This window comes from Pseudomonas sp. efr-133-TYG-103a, from assembly GCF_030209235.1.
GTDB lineage: Bacteria > Pseudomonadota > Gammaproteobacteria > Pseudomonadales > Pseudomonadaceae > Aquipseudomonas.
The window spans coordinates 75,637-91,614 of record NZ_JARVSK010000002.1; the positions used below are offsets into that span (position 1 = coordinate 75,637).

Here is a 15,978-nt window from a genome sequence, read left to right on the forward strand (position 1 = left end):
TGGTCAACGCATGAACCTGATTCAGCGCATCGATGCCTTGTTGCCGCAAACCCAATGCGGCAAATGCGGCCACCCAGGATGCAAGCCCTACGCCGAAGGCATCGCCAACGGCGAAGCGATCAACAAATGCCCACCCGGCGGTGACGAAACCATCGCGGCAGTCGCGCGCCTGCTGAATGTGCCCATCATCGCACTGGATAACGATCGCGGAAGCGCGCCTGCGCAAGTCGCGTTCATTCGCGAAGCCGAGTGCATCGGATGCACCAAATGCATCCAGGCGTGCCCGGTGGACGCCATCGTCGGCGCGGCCAAACTCATGCACACCGTTATCGTCGATGAATGCACTGGCTGCGATTTGTGCGTGGCGCCCTGCCCGGTCGATTGCATCGAACTGCATCCGCTGCCTATCGCCTCTGTCGTGCCTGTCGTCGGTGGACTTGCATCAAACGAAGCTCAGCGCCTCGCTCGGGCCACCAAGCGCGGGCATGCACGCCAGCGTTTCGAAGCACGCAATTCTCGCCTTGAACGCGAAGAGAAACAGCGTCAGGCCGAGCGTCTGGCCCGACAGCAGCGGCCTCCTGCGGCCAGCCTCACGCCCGCCGATCCGGTGCAGGCGGCACTGGAGCGCGTCCGTCTGCAACGAGCCGCGGACAACGATGCGGCACTCAAACAGGCACGCATTAACGTCAGCATGAGCCGGGCGCAGCTTCACAAGTCGCTCAAAGCGTTTGGCCATCCACCCACGGCCGAGCAAGCGGCAAGGTTGGTTGAATTGGGGCGCGAATTTGACGAAGCCGAACGCGGACTGGCAGAGCTACTCGAAAGCGCTCCCGCAGCACCGAAGCCGGCGCCTTCTCCGGTCGCCGCCAAAGTCGATACTGCGGGCATGAACCGCGCGAAAATCCAGCTGGCGATGCGCCGTGCCGCGCTGAATAAAGCCATTGCGGCTCACGCCTGCGCTGAGCACATTGCAGCGCTTGGCAACGAAGTCGATCAGGCTGCTGAGCATCTGGCTTCATTTGATCTGGCCACTGGCAAACCTGATTGACGCCCGCTTGAGGTGAGCCCAAGCATCACACGATCTACCGAAGCCGCGACACGCGCCCGACCGTTCCTCAAGGAATACGCTTTTCATGAATGCAGCAAAACGTCTGGAAATCTTTCGTCGCCTTCACGAGGACAATCCTGATCCTAAAACTGAATTGGCCTACACCACGCCGTTCGAATTGCTGATTGCTGTCATTCTCTCGGCGCAAGCTACCGATGTCAGCGTGAACAAGGCAACGGCGCGGCTCTACCCGGTCGCGAACACCGCGCAGGCGATCTACGCATTGGGCGTGGAGGGGCTGTCGGAGTACATCAAAACCATCGGCCTCTACAACAGCAAGGCGAAGAACGTCATCGAGACGTGCCGCATGCTGATTGAGCTCCACGGCGGCGAAGTGCCGCAAACGCGCGAAGCGCTGGAGGCACTCCCCGGTGTAGGACGCAAGACAGCCAACGTTGTGCTCAATACTGCGTTTCGCCAGCTCGCCATGGCCGTCGACACGCACATCTTCCGCGTCAGCAACCGTACCGGGATCGCACCGGGCAAGAACGTGGTTGAAGTGGAAAACAAACTGATGAAGTTCGTGCCTCGGAATTATCTGCTCGACGCCCACCACTGGTTGATTCTTCACGGCCGTTACGTCTGTATTGCGCGCAAGCCTCGGTGTGGCAGCTGCCGGATTGAGGACCTGTGCGAGTACAAGCACAAAACCTCCGACGATTGAGCGATAGGTCGCTAGCTAGTTGATCGATTGAAAAAATCTTTTTTACCGGACTGAAGTTTGTCGCTATAAGGTGCGCCAATGACAGCTTAAGTCTGGAGTCAACATATGAGCACTGACAAAGAGCAGATCGACGTGGATGACGACTTCGTTTCCGGAGACTCTGACGAAGCCGCGCAAGTACCGGTAGAAACGGCTAAAACCAATCTCAGCAAACGCCGCACCATTGATAATCTGCTGGAAGAACGTCGACTGCAGCGGCAGTTGGTAGATTACGATTTCGATCTCTGAACCACCCTCCCCTCAAGCCTCTCCACCGCACGAGAGGCTTTGGCCTGTACAGGTCACCCCCGCGACGATGCCTCACCACCTTAAGGGCGGGTTGGCAGCACGCGCATTCATACCAGTCCGTTGCGCTGGGCGAGTTCGATCAGGTCCACCAGCGAGTGAGCATTGAGCTTTAGCAGCAGGCGGGTCTTGTAGGTGCTGACGGTTTTGTTGCTCAGAAACATGCCGTCCGCGATCTCCTTGTTGGTTTTGCCGCGGGCCAGTTGCTGCAGCACCATCATTTCACGTCCGGAAAGTCGGTCGACCATTTCCGCTTCGGTGGCATTGCCCAGGCTTGAGCGCACCGTGTGCAGCGCCTGGTTCGGGAAATAGCTGTAGCCGGACAGCACCGCCTTGATGGCGCTCAGCAACTCGGTCAGGTCCTGCTGTTTGCAGACATAGCCCGCAGCACCGGCCTGCATGCAGCGCATCGAAAAGTGACCGGGCGCTTGCGAGGTAAGGATCAGAACCTTGAACGACAGCGTCATGGCCGTCAGGCGGGCGATGACTTCAAGGCCATCAAGCTTGGGAATCCCGATATCCAGAATCACGATATCCGGCAAATGTTCACGCGCCAGCTGCAAGGCATCCACGCCGTTATCCGTCTCGGCAATGACCTCGTAACCATGCCGCTCCATCAACATGCGTACGGCAAGCCGAATGACAGGGTGATCATCCACGATCAACACTTTATTCATGAGCAGTCCATTTCTTTGCAGTTCGAATTTTCAGAGCCCGCACAATAGCTTAGTCGTTTAGTGCTTTGCATGGCGCTCCTCCCTACGGACTAGCAGGCAAAGACCTTTCCCACTCAAGCCACAGAAAAATCCTACAAAACCTGCCACATCCGCATCCATTGTGATCTTTTTCATCGGTGCTTCCCGTGCGACGTCAGTCCATCCGGCGAACGCCAGAACATAATGCGCTGAAGCCCATCTCGACGACGAACCGAGTTTCTCAACAGGATGGAACATCAACAAATACCTTATTGAAGCATCAGGTGAACGGGTTAGCTGCGGCGGACATATGGATGAATACCGGAAATTCGTTCGCCCGGATTTCAATCGTGTCGTCCTGGCGCTTTTCAGAACACCTCTGTCCCGCCATGTCACGCATGCCTGCACAACTTCAAATGACATGCTCTGAACTCAGGATAAGCTGATCTTGCGAGCATGTGAGAAAACAAAAATCAAAAAATATTGCAAGCATAAAAATATCTCGGCGGCGGATGTCTCCGTTGAAAGTACACATTTACACACGCACATTTTCATACATATTTATTTTGGGAAGATTCCTACCCCATCTTGGGAGGCTTCCGAATCCGTACATTTTTGCCCAAAAATCGAGGTCTTTTTGAGCGACGCTGACACACCGCAGAGGCGCTGGCTCAGCGAACTTCAACTAACGTTAAAAGACCGTTCGCCGCACTGCGAGGCTCCTCCGACATTCACGTAATACCATCGCGCGCCGGATATCCAGCAATGAATAGCGAAGCAGAAAAATACTACATAACTAACAGACCATTATTACCTCGGGATCTGCCGCTGAAAAAATATTAAAGCGGCAACCCCGGTTCGCTGGATTTTTCACTTGCCAAAGCAATTACCAATCGTTACTTTTTTCTCAAGCACGCCATCAGGCGATTCGCAGATATAACGACACCTTCTTGCAACGCACTCATTAATTAGCGTCTTTAACACTCTTTTATGCTCTTACCGGGCTTATAGCACGAAAGATATAAACGGGTTTAAGGCCGCACCCTCTTATACGAAGTTTATTTTTATCCAGAACTGCGGCGCGCTTCAGCGCCGTGTATATCAACACGTTCAAAGGAATAAACCATGAATAAAAAAACAGATCCGTCTGGCGTCTTGGCTGAGCATCTAAAGATAGCCAATGCCGTGGAGCATTATGTTTCTCACGGGGGCGTCATCAATGTAGTTCCTGAAGGCACGACGGGAGAATCGGCGCACCCGACAGGGCCGGCGAGCGCGGCTGATTGCGAATCGGAGATGGACACCAAACTGGAGCTGCTCAAGGGCCTCGTGGCGAAGGGGGCCGGCGTATCGGCGTTGCAGTACTCCTTACGAATGAACCGCAAGGACATTAAGCGCCTCGCCAGTGAAAACGGGTTGAAGATTCGTTACAGCCGCCCTGTGAGGCGGACTCGCAGCGCTCGAAGCCGAGAAACCACGACCGTTGACGACGTGGTTGCCGGTCATGCAATGCATTACTCGACGCTTGGATATACGGTGCCGGAAATTGCCCAACTATTGGGCTTGGGCGTCAGGGATGTCTGGGATATCGGTCAGGCATATCGCTGCGAGTTCAACAAGAACCGGGAACACGGCGACATGGCGCAGGCGGCGCCAGAAGATAAAGCGGATCGCGATTGATCGGGTGCGCCCAGCCATGACTATGCAAGCCACGCAGCAGCACTAAGTAAAAACGAGAGCAAAGAAGGGTAGCAGCGCAAGCGTTGTAAAAGAGCAGCCCCGGACAGGGCTGCTCTTGAACGGAGTGGATCAGAACAGCTTGCGATTCTTGTTCGCGGCAATTCGCATGCGCAGCGCGTTGAGCTTGATGAAACCGGCAGCGTCCGCCTGATTGTAAGCGCCGCCATCTTCTTCGAAAGTTGCGATGTTGGCGTCGAACAGCGAGTCGTCGGACTTGCGGCCAGTAACGATGACATTGCCCTTGTACAGCTTCAGACGCACCACGCCGTTCACGTGAGCCTGAGACGCGTCGATCATCTGTTGCAACATCAGACGCTCAGGGCTCCACCAATAGCCGGTGTAGATCAGGCTGGCGTATTTCGGCATCAGCTCGTCTTTCAGGTGAGCGACTTCGCGGTCCAGCGTGATCGATTCGATGGCGCGGTGCGCCTTGAGCATGATGGTGCCGCCAGGGGTTTCGTAGCAGCCACGGGATTTCATGCCGACGTAACGGTTTTCGACAATGTCCAGACGGCCAATGCCGTGTTCGCCGCCGATCCGGTTGAGCGTCGCCAGCACAGTGGCCGGGGTCATCTCGACGCCGTCCAGGGCGACGATGTCACCGTTGCGGTAGGTCAGTTCCAGATACTGCGCCTGGTCGGGCGCCTTTTCCGGCGAGACGGTCCAGCGCCACATGTCTTCTTCATGCTCGGTCCAGGTGTCTTCCAGCACGCCACCTTCGTAAGAAATGTGCAGCAGGTTGGCATCCATCGAGTAAGGGGATTTCTTCTTGCCATGACGCTCGATCGGGATTGCGTGCTTTTCGGCGTAATCCATCAGCTTTTCGCGTGACAGAAGATCCCACTCGCGCCATGGGGCAATGACTTTGACGCCTGGCTTGAGCGCGTAGGCGCCCAGTTCGAAACGTACCTGATCGTTCCCCTTGCCGGTCGCGCCGTGGGAAATGGCGTCGGCGCCGGTTTCGTTGGCGATTTCAATCAGACGCTTGGCGATGAGCGGACGAGCGATGGAAGTACCGAGCAGGTACTCGCCTTCGTAGACGGTGTTGGCGCGGAACATCGGGAACACGAAATCGCGCACGAATTCTTCGCGCAGATCGTCGATGTAGATTTCTTTGACGCCCATGGCCTGCGCCTTGGCGCGTGCTGGCTCGACTTCTTCGCCCTGACCGAGATCGGCGGTAAAAGTCACCACTTCGCAGTTATACGTATCCTGCAGCCACTTTAGGATTACCGAAGTATCCAGGCCACCGGAATACGCGAGAACTACCTTGTTTACGTCCGCCATGCCATCACTCCAACGCGTTGTACGGAAAACCGCTGATTCTACCGTTCAACCACGTGGATTTACAGTGTCGCGACAGCTTCTGACGACGAAGCGACAGAATCTGTCGAACACACGACTCAATAGCAAGCGTTCAGGAGGTCTTCGCTGGCGCGGCACCTGACGCCGTAGACGGAGCAGGTACGGGCGAAGGCGCCAGCGCTGGAGCAGGCGACACGGCCGGCGCGGCAACAGGTGCCACGGCAGGTTGCGGCTCCGGCACACGATCCAGATGAATGTTCACCCGACGGTTGCGCGCACGGTTGGCGTTGTTGGTGTTGGGCACCAGCGGGTACTGCTCGCCGTGAAAGCGCAGCGTGATCTGCTCCTCGGGCACGCCCTGGGCTTTGAGGTAATCCATCACTGCCAACGCCCGGCGACGCGAAAGGTCACGGTTGGTCAGGCGATTGCCACTGTTGTCCGAATGGCCATCGAGCTCGACCCGATTCACGGTCGGATCGGCCTTCATGTAAGCGAGCACGGTATCGAGCCGGCGCTTGGCCTGCGCGTCGAGCTCAATGCCGCCGCCGGGAAAACCGATCTCGGCCTGGCGCACTTGCTCGAAGTTCATGGGTAGCAACTTGGCGGTGCACAGCTGGAAGTCACCAAACGCTTTGCTGAATTTAACGGGCAGCAACCGCACTTCCATCGCTCCGCCGTCCCGCAGTGCATGACGAATCACCGGGCTGCGCCCTTCCATCAGACCCGCGATCAACCGGCCAGCCTGCGCCTGATTGGTGTTAAAGGGGATCTCGCCGTTGCCGACTTTTACTGCACCCAGATTAAGGTCACTGCGCCCTGGCTGCCACGGCGCGGCGGCGGCGATCAGAGTGGCCGAACCGGACGCGAGGCTGTAGCCGGTAGCCTTCAGTCGGAAAGTCGCCTGCTCACCCGCGCGACGCACGAATTCGCCAGCACCGAAATCGGTGATCGGCTGACTCAGGCGGCATTCGAACTGGTCGCCTTCTACCTTCCACTCAATATTCTCCAGACGGGTCTGGAAAGTGAGAGCCATGGCCGGCAGGCTGGCAAACACGCTGAGCAGGGCTAGATATCGCTGGCGCACGGGAGGCTCCACATAAAATTCACGGCGTTACAAAATTCATTGCTTACAGCGGGCTATCGGTTGCTTCCTGCAAAACTTGATAGCGAGTGCCTGCAAGAGTCTTTTCCGGTAGCATTCCCAGCGAGTTTGACCCGCCTGGAATCCCCAATGTCCGAACGCCTGACCCTCCTGCGCCCCGACGACTGGCACATCCATCTTCGTGATGGCGCTGTTTTGCCCCATACCGTCGCTGACGTAGCGCGCACCTTCGCCCGCGCCATCATCATGCCGAACCTCGTGCCGCCGGTACGCAACGCAGAGCAAGCGGATGCCTATCGCCAGCGCATCCTGGCTGCGCGCCCCGCAGGCAGCCGTTTCGAGCCATTGATGGTGCTTTACCTCACCGACGTGACCCAGCCCGAAGACATCCGCGCCGCCAAGGCCAGCGGCTTCGTGCACGCTGCCAAGCTGTACCCGGCCGGCGCCACCACCAACTCCGATTCGGGCGTGACCAGCGTCGACAAGATCTTCCCGGTGCTCGAGGCCATGGCCGAAGTCGGGATGCCCCTGTTGATCCACGGCGAAGTCACACGCGGCGACATCGATGTCTTCGACCGCGAAAAAATCTTCATTGATGAGCACATGCGTCGGGTCGTGGAGCGCTTCCCGACCCTCAAAGTGGTGTTCGAGCACATCACCACAGCGGACGCCGTGCAGTTCGTCACCGAGGCTTCGGCCAACGTCGGCGCGACCATTACCGCGCATCACCTGCTGTACAACCGCAACCACATGCTGGTGGGCGGCATTCGCCCGCACTTCTATTGCCTGCCGATCCTCAAGCGCAACACCCATCAGGTGGCGCTGCTGGATGCGGCGACCAGCGGCAGCAGCAAGTTTTTCCTGGGCACCGACTCGGCGCCTCACGCGCAGCATGCCAAAGAAGCAGCATGCGGTTGCGCGGGCTGCTACACCGCCTTCGCTGCGATCGAGCTGTATGCCGAAGCGTTCGAGCAACGCAACGCCCTGGATAAGCTTGAAGGGTTCGCCAGCCTCAACGGCCCGGCGTTCTACGGCCTGCCCGCCAACACCGACACCATTACCCTGGTTCGCGACGAGTGGACGGCGCCTGCCAGCCTGCCGTTCGGCGAGCTGTCCGTTATCCCGCTGCGCGCCGGTGAGAAACTGCGCTGGCGCCTGCTGGAGGAACACGCGTGAGTGAAGACCAATACGACGACGATCAGGAAGGTTCTGGCGGCGGCACAGGCTCCAGGCATCCGATGGCAGCGCGCTTTCGCGGCTACCTGCCGGTCGTTGTCGACGTAGAAACCGGTGGCTTCAACTCGGCCACCGACGCCTTGCTGGAGATTGCGGCCACGACGATCGGCATGGACGAGAAAGGGTACGTGTTTCCCGAGCACACCTATTTCTTCCGCGTCGAACCGTTCGAAGGCGCCAATATCGAACCGGCAGCCCTGGAGTTCACCGGGATCAAGCTCGACCACCCGTTGCGCATGGCGGTCAGCGAAGAGACGGCATTGACCGATATCTTCCGCGGTATCCGCAAGGCGTTGAAAGCCAACGGCTGCAAACGCGCGATTCTGGTGGGCCATAACGCCAGCTTCGACCTGGGCTTCCTCAATGCTGCCGTTGCGCGACTGGACATGAAACGTAACCCGTTCCATCCATTCTCAAGTTTCGATACTGCGACGCTGGCGGGCCTTGCCTACGGGCAGACTGTGCTGGCCAAGGCTTGTCAGTCTGCGGACATCGACTTCGACGGTCGTGAGGCTCACTCGGCTCGCTACGACACCGAGAAGACGGCGGAGCTGTTCTGCGGCATCGTCAATCGCTGGAAAGAAATGGGCGGCTGGCACGACTTCAACGACTGAGTCCTGCGCTTGCTGAAAAACCGGCCATTGGGCCGGTTTTTTATTGCACAAACTTGCACACGATTCCAGGAAGGCCAGACATAGAGCGTCTTGGCATGCGCCATCACTTATCATCATGCGAGTCCTCATCTGACCACTCATCGGTCGTCACTGGACGAAGCAGAAGTAGTTTTGACAAGCATTCTCATTAACATTAGTATCTTTCGCATTGAGCAAATAACTCAGCGACGGTTACTTTTTATGTATGTCTGCCTCTGCCAAGGTGTCACCGACGGACAAATCCGCGAAGCGATCATGGAAGGATGCTGCAGCTATCGTGAAGTGCGCGAGACCCTGGGTGTCGCCAGTAAATGTGGGAAATGTGCCTGCCTGGCGAAGGAAGTGGTACGTGAAACCCTGACCGAATTGCAGACTACGCAGGCGGCGCTCGCATATCCCGCAGAATTTTCAGCAGCCTGAGCCAATCGATTTTAGAGAACCGGACCTTGTGTCCGGTTTTTTTATGCCTGTAATTCAATTGCTTAGCGTCAAGATGCGGAACACAAACATTCTTATTCCTATTTATTTTCACTTATTATTCAATAACTTAGGTTTGACACGCGTTTATATCGGGCTCAGACTTGCGGCTTATATACGAACACCTTCGACAGGACCTCGATAATGAAAGGCGACATTACAGTCATCCAGCATCTCAACAAGATCCTCGGAAACGAGCTGGTCGCAATCAACCAGTACTTTCTGCATGCCCGCATGTATGAAGATTGGGGCCTGAACAAGCTGGGCAAGCACGAGTACCACGAATCCATCGACGAGATGAAACACGCGGACAAGCTGATCAAGCGCATCCTGTTCCTGGAAGGCCTGCCTAACCTGCAGGACTTGGGCAAGATCCTGATCGGTGAGCACACCAAGGAAATGCTCGAATGCGACCTGAGGATCGAGCGTAAAGGCCACGCCGACCTCAAGGCGGCGATCGCTCACTGCGAAACCGTGGGTGATTTCGGCAGCCGTGAAATGCTGGAAGATATTCTCGAATCCGAAGAAGAGCATATCGACTGGCTGGAAACCCAGCTGGGCCTGATCGACAAGGTTGGTATCGAGAACTACCTGCAGTCGCAGATGGGCGAAGAAGGCTGATTCCAGCTTCGCAGTCAAAAATGCCCTGCCTGGTGTGAGCCTGGCGGGGCTTTTTTATGCGCGGTTTTCCGCAAATGGCTACCCGCCTTTGTCTGATTTGAGCGATACCCGCGCACAAAAAAGCCCCGCATCTCGATCGAGACCGGGGCTTTTGGGCAACCGGGTGAATCAGGCAGTCGCGTTCTTCTCAACGGCGGCCTTGATCAGCGGTTGCAGTTCACCAGCGGCGTGCATTTCAACGATGATGTCGCTGCCGCCCACCAGTTCACCGTCGACCCACAGCTGCGGGAAAGTCGGCCAGTTGGCGTATTTTGGCAGGTTGGCGCGGATTTCCGGGTTCTGCAGGATATCGACGTACGCGAACTTTTCGCCACACGCCATCAGTGCCTGAGACGCCTTGGCCGAGAAGCCACACTGCGGGGCATTCGGAGCGCCTTTCATGTAAAGCAGAACGGTGTTTTTGGCAATCTGGTCTTTGATCGTTTCGATGATATCCATGGAGCACCTCGGCTTAACTTTACGACTGTATGAGTCGACACGGTGGCGCATTGTAACGGAATCCCCAGCGTAAAGCTCGGTCTTGGCCTTAGCACGGTGAGAAATATGATGAGCGTCATGCCGCAGCGACGGTCACCGGAACACCGTTGAGCGCGGCGTTTCCGGACAAGGCGTCCAGTTGCCGCTCGTCGGTCAGGTCATTGGCGCTGACGCCGGGCTGCCCCCTGGCTATCTCCATTCGCACACCCGCCCTCTCGTGCCCCCAGCCATGGGGCAGGCTCACGACGCCCGGCATCATGTCGGCGCTGCTCGACACCTCCACCTCGATGACGCCGACGCGTGAGCTCACCCGCACACGCTGACCGTCGCTCAGGCCGCGCGTGGCCAGGTCTGCAGGATGCATCAGCAATTGATGACGCGGCTTGCCTTTCACCAGGCGGTGATAGTTGTGCATCCACGAGTTGTTGCTGCGCACGTGCCGGCGGCCAATCATCAGCAATTCGCCCGCCTGTGGTGTGGATGACTGCGCAAACCGCGCAAGGTCGGCCAGAATCACCGAAGGCGCAGCCTGCACGCGCTGATTCGCCGTTTTCAGGCGGGTCACCAGATTAGGTTGCAATGCCCCCAGATCCAGCCCGTGAGGATGCGCGTACAGCGTTTCCAGCGACAGTCTGTGCGGCGATTCATCGCCGTAAAGTCCCGCACGCAACCCGCGATCGACAATTTGCGCGGGCGACAGCGTCGGCTTCAGCTCACGTCCGGCCCTGGCGGCGAACGCCCGAGCCAGCCCGACGAATATCTCCCAGTCATGCAGTGCACCCTCGGGTTTAGCCAGGATGGCGCGATTGAAACGTGTGACATTGCGCACCGCGAACATGTTGAACGTGGTGTCGTAGTGGTCGTTTTCCAGTGCGGACGTCGAGGGCAGGATCAGGTCGGCGTGTCGCGTGGTTTCGTTGATGTACAGATCGATGCTGAGCATGAAATCCAGACCTTCCAGCGCCTCATCGAGCCTGCGCCCGTTGGGCGTGGACAGCACCGGGTTACCCGCGACCGTGATGAGGGCTTTTACCTGCCCCTCGCCTTCGGTCAGCATCTCTTCAGCCAGCGCTGAAACCGGCAGCTCGCCGCTGTATTCCGGCAAGCCCGAAACACGGCTCTGCCAGCGATTGAAACCGCCGCCGGATGTCGAAGCCACCAGATCCAGCGCAGGCTGGGTGCACAACGCGCCGCCGGGGCGGTCCAGGTTGCCGGTGACCAGATTGATCAGTTGCACCAGCCAATGGCAGAGCGTGCCGAACGCCTGAGTCGAAACCCCCATGCGCCCGTAACAGACCGCACTCCCGGCGCTGGCAAAGTCCCGCGCCAGTTGGCGGATCTGCCCGGCCGGTATGCCGCATCGCGCGCTCATGGCCTCGGCGCTCATCTCGGCAATCGCACTGCGCACCTCGTCCAGCCCATCCACGGCCAGGTGACTCTCGCGGGTCACGCCCTCGGCGAACAACGTGTGCAACACCCCGAACAGCAATGCCGCATCGCCGCCCGGACGAATGAAAAGGTGCTGATCGGCGATGGCGGCGGTTTCGCTGCGACGCGGATCAACCACGACCACCTTGCCACCTCGCGCCTGAATGGCCTTGAGGCGCTTTTCCACATCGGGGACGGTCATGATGCTGCCGTTGGAAGCCAGCGGATTGCCCCCCAGAATGAGCATGAAGTCTGTGTGATCGATATCGGGAATCGGCAACAGCAAGCCGTGGCCATACATCAGGTAACTGGTGAGGTGATGCGGAAGCTGATCCACCGAAGTCGCCGAGTAGCGGTTGCGTGTTTTCAGCAAGCCGAGAAAGTAGTTGCTGTGGGTCATCAGCCCGTAGTTGTGAACACTGGGGTTACCCTGATACACCGCCACCGCATTTTGCCCGTAACGCTGCTGGACATCGGCCAGACGCTCGGCGACCAGCTCGAAAGCGGCCTGCCATTCAATCGGCTTCCATTGCGTGCCGACGCGCTGCATGGGCTGACGCAAACGATCGGGATCGGTCTGAATATCCTGCAACGCGACGGCTTTGGGGCAGATGTGTCCGCGACTGAACGTATCCAGCGCGTCGCCCTTGATCGAGCTGATCAGCGTCGAGGCATCGTCCTGGCGGGTGGTTTCGATGGCAAGGCCGCAGATGGCCTCACACAGGTGACAGGCCCGGTAGTGAAGAGTCTTGGTCATCGCCAGCCTCATGTTTTTGTATGGCGATCGGGGCGATCGCGGTTACAAAACTATGGAGCCTGACGCAGTGCTTCGCCAGAGACTTCAGTGCCGTGAATCGGACGGCATCAGGCGAGCCGATAGCTCGCCGGGGCAATCAGGAGGGAATCAGGACGCCGAGCCACCGATGGGCGTGACGACTTTGCGCTGCATCTGGATCTCGTGAACGGTCTCGACCTGCTCTTGCGACACTTGCACGCCGGTCAGTTCGCCGATCAGACGCCAGTGGTCGTCCAGACCAGAACTGATGGTCGCCATACGGTCGATCATCCGACGGCCTGCCGAGCGCGTGACTTCATCTTCACTGCGCATCAGCTCGAAAGACATCGAGGTCATGGAAGCGGTGAGGTGCGTCAGGGTGCGGGCAGTCAACCCGAGCAGTTCCGTCAGTTGTTTCTCTTTTGAATCCATTCCTCACCCCCTTTGGAGTACATAAGCGGCCTTTATAACCCACACCGATGTTTTAGGAAACGTCCGGTTTTCCGCGGCGTGAAGCATGTCGCATAAGGCCTTATGCCCGATTTCGACTGTTGCGAATCCAGTAGCAATGCACCGAACGCCACGCGATACAGCGGGCATTCGTCCACCATCGGATCCACAACGATGGCGTAGAGTGGCAAATTGCCTTCCATCAGGCAACACTCTAGCACCAGGTTGAGGCGGATGTGTTCTGAAACCGCCAATTTTAAGCGACCGAACGTCTGACTGCGGCTTTGAAACATGTCAGGCCTTGGCATCAGGCGACATTTTCTTATACCCTCGCGCCTTCCCTATTCGTCGCCCCGTGCGGCTTTTGCCGCAGGTCTCGCCCGTTTTCCCGATAAAACCCGGCTTAGAGGATCTGCGGTCTGTTGCAGACAAGGTAGTTAATGATGAGCGCAAGGCACTTTCTCTCGATGATGGATTACACGCCCGATGAGCTGGTCGGCGTGATTCGTCGCGGCATTGAGCTGAAGGACCTGCGAAATCGAGGGGTTCTGTTCGAGCCGCTCAAGGGCCGGATCCTGGCGATGATCTTCGAGAAATCTTCGACTCGTACCCGGGTTTCGTTTGAAGCCGGGATGATTCAACTCGGCGGCCAGGCCATTTTTCTCTCTCCCCGCGACACTCAGTTGGGTCGTGGCGAGCCGATTGCCGACGGCGCACGCGTCATGTCGCGGATGGTCGACGCGGTGATGATCCGCACCTTCGCCCATGGCAACCTCACCGAATTCGCCGCTCATTCGCGGGTGCCCGTCATCAACGGTCTGTCCGACGATCTGCATCCCTGCCAGTTGTTGGCGGACATGCAGACCTACCTTGAGCATCGTGGCTCGATCAAGGGCAAGACCGTGGCCTGGATCGGCGATGGCAACAACATGTGCAACAGCTATATAGAAGCGGCCATCCAGTTCGACTTCCAGCTGCGCGTCGCCTGCCCCGAAGGTTATGAGCCCAACCCGCAATTCATGGCGCTGGCGGGCGATCGCGTGACGGTGACCCGCGATCCGCGTGAAGCGGTCAAGGGTGCGCATCTGGTCAGCACTGACGTCTGGACCTCCATGGGCCAGGAAGAGGAAACCGCCAAGCGCATCGCCTTGTTCAAACCGTTCCAGGTCACCCGCGCGCTGCTGGACCTGGCAGCCGAAGACGTCGTGTTCATGCACTGCCTGCCAGCGCATCGGGGCGAGGAAATCAGCGAAGACTTGCTCGATGACGTCCGTTCCGTCGCGTGGGATCAGGCCGAAAACCGCCTGCACGCCCAGAAAGCGCTGCTGGAATTCCTTGTCGCGCCGGCCTACACGCCTGAGTGAGTGATGCCATGCTGCTGAAACTGCGCGACCTCGCCTGCGGCTATCAGGACCATCTGGTGGTGCAGAATCTCAACCTGCACCTCAATCCGGGCGACATCGGTTGCCTGCTGGGCTCTTCAGGCTGCGGTAAAACCACGACACTTCGCGCCATTGCCGGCTTCGAACCGGTGCACGAAGGCGAGATCGTGCTGGCGGGCGAAGTCATCTCCAAAGCCGGATTCACCCTGGCGCCGGAGAAGCGTCGAATCGGCATGGTGTTTCAGGACTACGCACTGTTCCCGCACCTCACTGTCGCCGATAACATTGCATTCGGCATCCGCAACCATCCGCGTTTGACGCAGGTCGTTCAAGAAATGCTGGATCTGGTCAATCTCGGCGCGCTGGGCAAGCGCCATCCCCACGAACTGTCCGGCGGTCAGCAGCAACGCGTTGCGCTGGCCCGAGCCCTCGCGCCGGAACCGCAGTTGCTGCTGCTGGACGAGCCGTTTTCCAACCTCGACGGCGAGTTGCGTCGCCGCTTGAGCCATGAAGTGCGCGACATCCTCAAAGCGCGCGGCACCAGCGCGATTCTGGTGACCCACGATCAGGAAGAGGCGTTCGCGGTCAGCGATCATGTCGGCGTGTTCAAGGAAGGCCGGCTGGAACAGTGGGATACGCCTTACAACCTCTATCACGAACCGGCTACACCTTATGTCGCGAGCTTTGTCGGACAGGGGTATTTCATCCGTGGGCAGATGATTGACGCGGAATCCGTGCAGACCGAACTCGGCATTCTGCGCGGCAATCGCGCCTATCCAGGCATCAGTGGAACGGCGATGGACGTCCTTCTGCGACCTGACGACATCGTGTACACACCGGAAAGCGCATTGAAGGCGAAGGTGACGAACAAAACATTTCAGGGCGCGTCGACGCTGTATCGCCTGCAATTGCCCACCGGCACTCAGCTGGAGGCGCTGTTTCCGAGCCATGCCGACCTGCGCGCAGGGGACGAAGTCGGCATCAGCGTCTGCGCGGAACACCTGGTCCTGTTCCGCGCCGCGGGCAGCGTGCCAGTGCATCAAGAAGCGACGGTCTGACAAACAGGCTTCAAGCACAGGGTTTTGTGCCTGACCTGATACCGGCAGACGCTGGAATCGTGTGGGGGTGAGCCAACTGTCCTCAACGCCCCTTCGATCAACGGCGTAATACCTGACGCCTTCCCGGCTGAAGCCGGTCCTACACAAAATTCGCAACGTCTGCAGGACCGGCTTCAGCCAGGAAAAGGCCGATGCATGCCGTACAGATCTAGCGTCTGGAATTCAGCCTTCGCGGGCAAGCGCGCTCCTACAGAATTCGTGTCTAGCAGAAGAATCGGGAATGCCCGGAGATCCCTGTGGGAGTGAGCTTGCTCGCGATGGGGCCGATATGTTCGCCGGAGAGATACCGCGTGACCATCAGCCTTCGAGTTTTGTGCTCGACACGAACCTGGCAACCCCACA

General features: G+C 58.3%; 16 protein-coding genes. 10 read left to right on the plus strand and 6 right to left on the minus strand.

All coding sequences use genetic code 11. The annotated features are described in order from the left end of the window. The first annotated feature begins 10 nt into the window (after positions 1 to 10). The 3 genes from rsxB (at position 11) to QRN36_RS02265 (ending at position 2,060) form a co-directional block, all read left to right on the plus strand. Complete coding sequence (rsxB, locus tag QRN36_RS02255; RefSeq protein WP_285422643.1) at positions 11 to 1,048, plus strand: electron transport complex subunit RsxB; 1,038 nt, start codon at positions 11 to 13, stop codon at positions 1,046 to 1,048. A gap of 85 nt (positions 1,049 to 1,133) precedes the next feature. After that, positions 1,134 to 1,772, plus strand: coding sequence for an endonuclease III (gene nth, locus QRN36_RS02260; RefSeq protein ID WP_285422644.1), 639 nt, complete (start codon positions 1,134 to 1,136; stop codon positions 1,770 to 1,772). Positions 1,773 to 1,877: 105 nt separating this feature from the next. Then, positions 1,878 to 2,060, plus strand: coding sequence for a PA3496 family putative envelope integrity protein (locus tag QRN36_RS02265; protein WP_285422645.1), 183 nt, complete (start codon positions 1,878 to 1,880; stop codon positions 2,058 to 2,060). 107 nt (positions 2,061 to 2,167) lie between these two features. Here the strand turns inward: QRN36_RS02265 and QRN36_RS02270 are convergent, their stop codons facing one another. After that, positions 2,168 to 2,794 carry a response regulator transcription factor gene (locus QRN36_RS02270; protein WP_093461208.1) on the minus strand — a complete coding sequence of 209 codons (627 nt, stop codon included), beginning with the start codon at positions 2,792 to 2,794 and terminating at the stop codon, positions 2,168 to 2,170. A gap of 1,143 nt (positions 2,795 to 3,937) precedes the next feature. Between QRN36_RS02270 and QRN36_RS02275 the strand changes: the two genes are divergently transcribed. Beyond that, the gene (locus QRN36_RS02275) at positions 3,938 to 4,492 is read left to right on the plus strand and encodes a hypothetical protein (RefSeq protein WP_285422646.1); all 555 of its coding nucleotides are present in this window, start codon (positions 3,938 to 3,940) and stop codon (positions 4,490 to 4,492) included. Between the two features lie 129 nt (positions 4,493 to 4,621). Here the strand turns inward: QRN36_RS02275 and QRN36_RS02280 are convergent, their stop codons facing one another. Then, positions 4,622 to 5,839, minus strand: coding sequence for an argininosuccinate synthase (locus tag QRN36_RS02280; RefSeq protein ID WP_062387973.1), 1,218 nt, complete (start codon positions 5,837 to 5,839; stop codon positions 4,622 to 4,624). Between the two features lie 130 nt (positions 5,840 to 5,969). Next, positions 5,970 to 6,941, minus strand: a complete 972-nt coding sequence (locus QRN36_RS02285; protein WP_285422647.1) for an OmpA family protein — start codon at positions 6,939 to 6,941, stop codon at positions 5,970 to 5,972. A 147-nt stretch (positions 6,942 to 7,088) separates the two neighbouring features. Here QRN36_RS02285 and pyrC point away from each other — a divergent pair, with 147 nt between their 5' ends. The 4 genes from pyrC (at position 7,089) to bfr (ending at position 9,946) form a co-directional block, all read left to right on the plus strand. Beyond that, positions 7,089 to 8,135, plus strand: coding sequence for a dihydroorotase (gene pyrC / locus QRN36_RS02290; protein ID WP_285422648.1), 1,047 nt, complete (start codon positions 7,089 to 7,091; stop codon positions 8,133 to 8,135). After that, entirely contained in the window at positions 8,132 to 8,809 is a 678-nt protein-coding gene (gene rnt, locus QRN36_RS02295; RefSeq protein ID WP_285422649.1) for a ribonuclease T, read from the plus strand. Before pyrC ends, rnt begins: the two co-directional genes overlap by 4 nt. A 240-nt stretch (positions 8,810 to 9,049) precedes the next feature. Next, complete coding sequence (locus QRN36_RS02300) at positions 9,050 to 9,268, plus strand: bacterioferritin-associated ferredoxin (protein ID WP_092410435.1); 219 nt, start codon at positions 9,050 to 9,052, stop codon at positions 9,266 to 9,268. A gap of 201 nt (positions 9,269 to 9,469) precedes the next feature. Then, on the plus strand, positions 9,470 to 9,946 hold the full coding sequence (gene bfr / locus QRN36_RS02305; RefSeq protein WP_037012292.1) for a bacterioferritin: 477 nt from the start codon (positions 9,470 to 9,472) through the stop codon (positions 9,944 to 9,946). Positions 9,947 to 10,114: 168 nt separating this feature from the next. Here the strand turns inward: bfr and grxD are convergent, their stop codons facing one another. From grxD to QRN36_RS02320, 3 genes are all read right to left on the minus strand, one after another. Beyond that, entirely contained in the window at positions 10,115 to 10,444 is a 330-nt protein-coding gene (gene grxD, locus QRN36_RS02310) for a Grx4 family monothiol glutaredoxin (protein WP_093461226.1), read from the minus strand. A 115-nt stretch (positions 10,445 to 10,559) separates the two neighbouring features. Further along, positions 10,560 to 12,668, minus strand: coding sequence for a molybdopterin oxidoreductase family protein (locus QRN36_RS02315; protein WP_285422650.1), 2,109 nt, complete (start codon positions 12,666 to 12,668; stop codon positions 10,560 to 10,562). A 147-nt stretch (positions 12,669 to 12,815) separates the two neighbouring features. Further along, a complete protein-coding gene (locus tag QRN36_RS02320; protein ID WP_093461232.1) occupies positions 12,816 to 13,118 on the minus strand; it encodes a hypothetical protein in 303 nt (100 codons plus the stop codon). A gap of 461 nt (positions 13,119 to 13,579) precedes the next feature. Here QRN36_RS02320 and argF point away from each other — a divergent pair, with 461 nt between their 5' ends. After that, a complete protein-coding gene (gene argF / locus QRN36_RS02325) occupies positions 13,580 to 14,500 on the plus strand; it encodes an ornithine carbamoyltransferase (protein WP_093461235.1) in 921 nt (306 codons plus the stop codon). Continuing rightward, positions 14,497 to 15,576 carry an ABC transporter ATP-binding protein gene (locus tag QRN36_RS02330; RefSeq protein WP_285422651.1) on the plus strand — a complete coding sequence of 360 codons (1,080 nt, stop codon included), beginning with the start codon at positions 14,497 to 14,499 and terminating at the stop codon, positions 15,574 to 15,576. Before argF ends, QRN36_RS02330 begins: the two co-directional genes overlap by 4 nt. Positions 15,577 to 15,978: the final 402 nt, after the last annotated feature.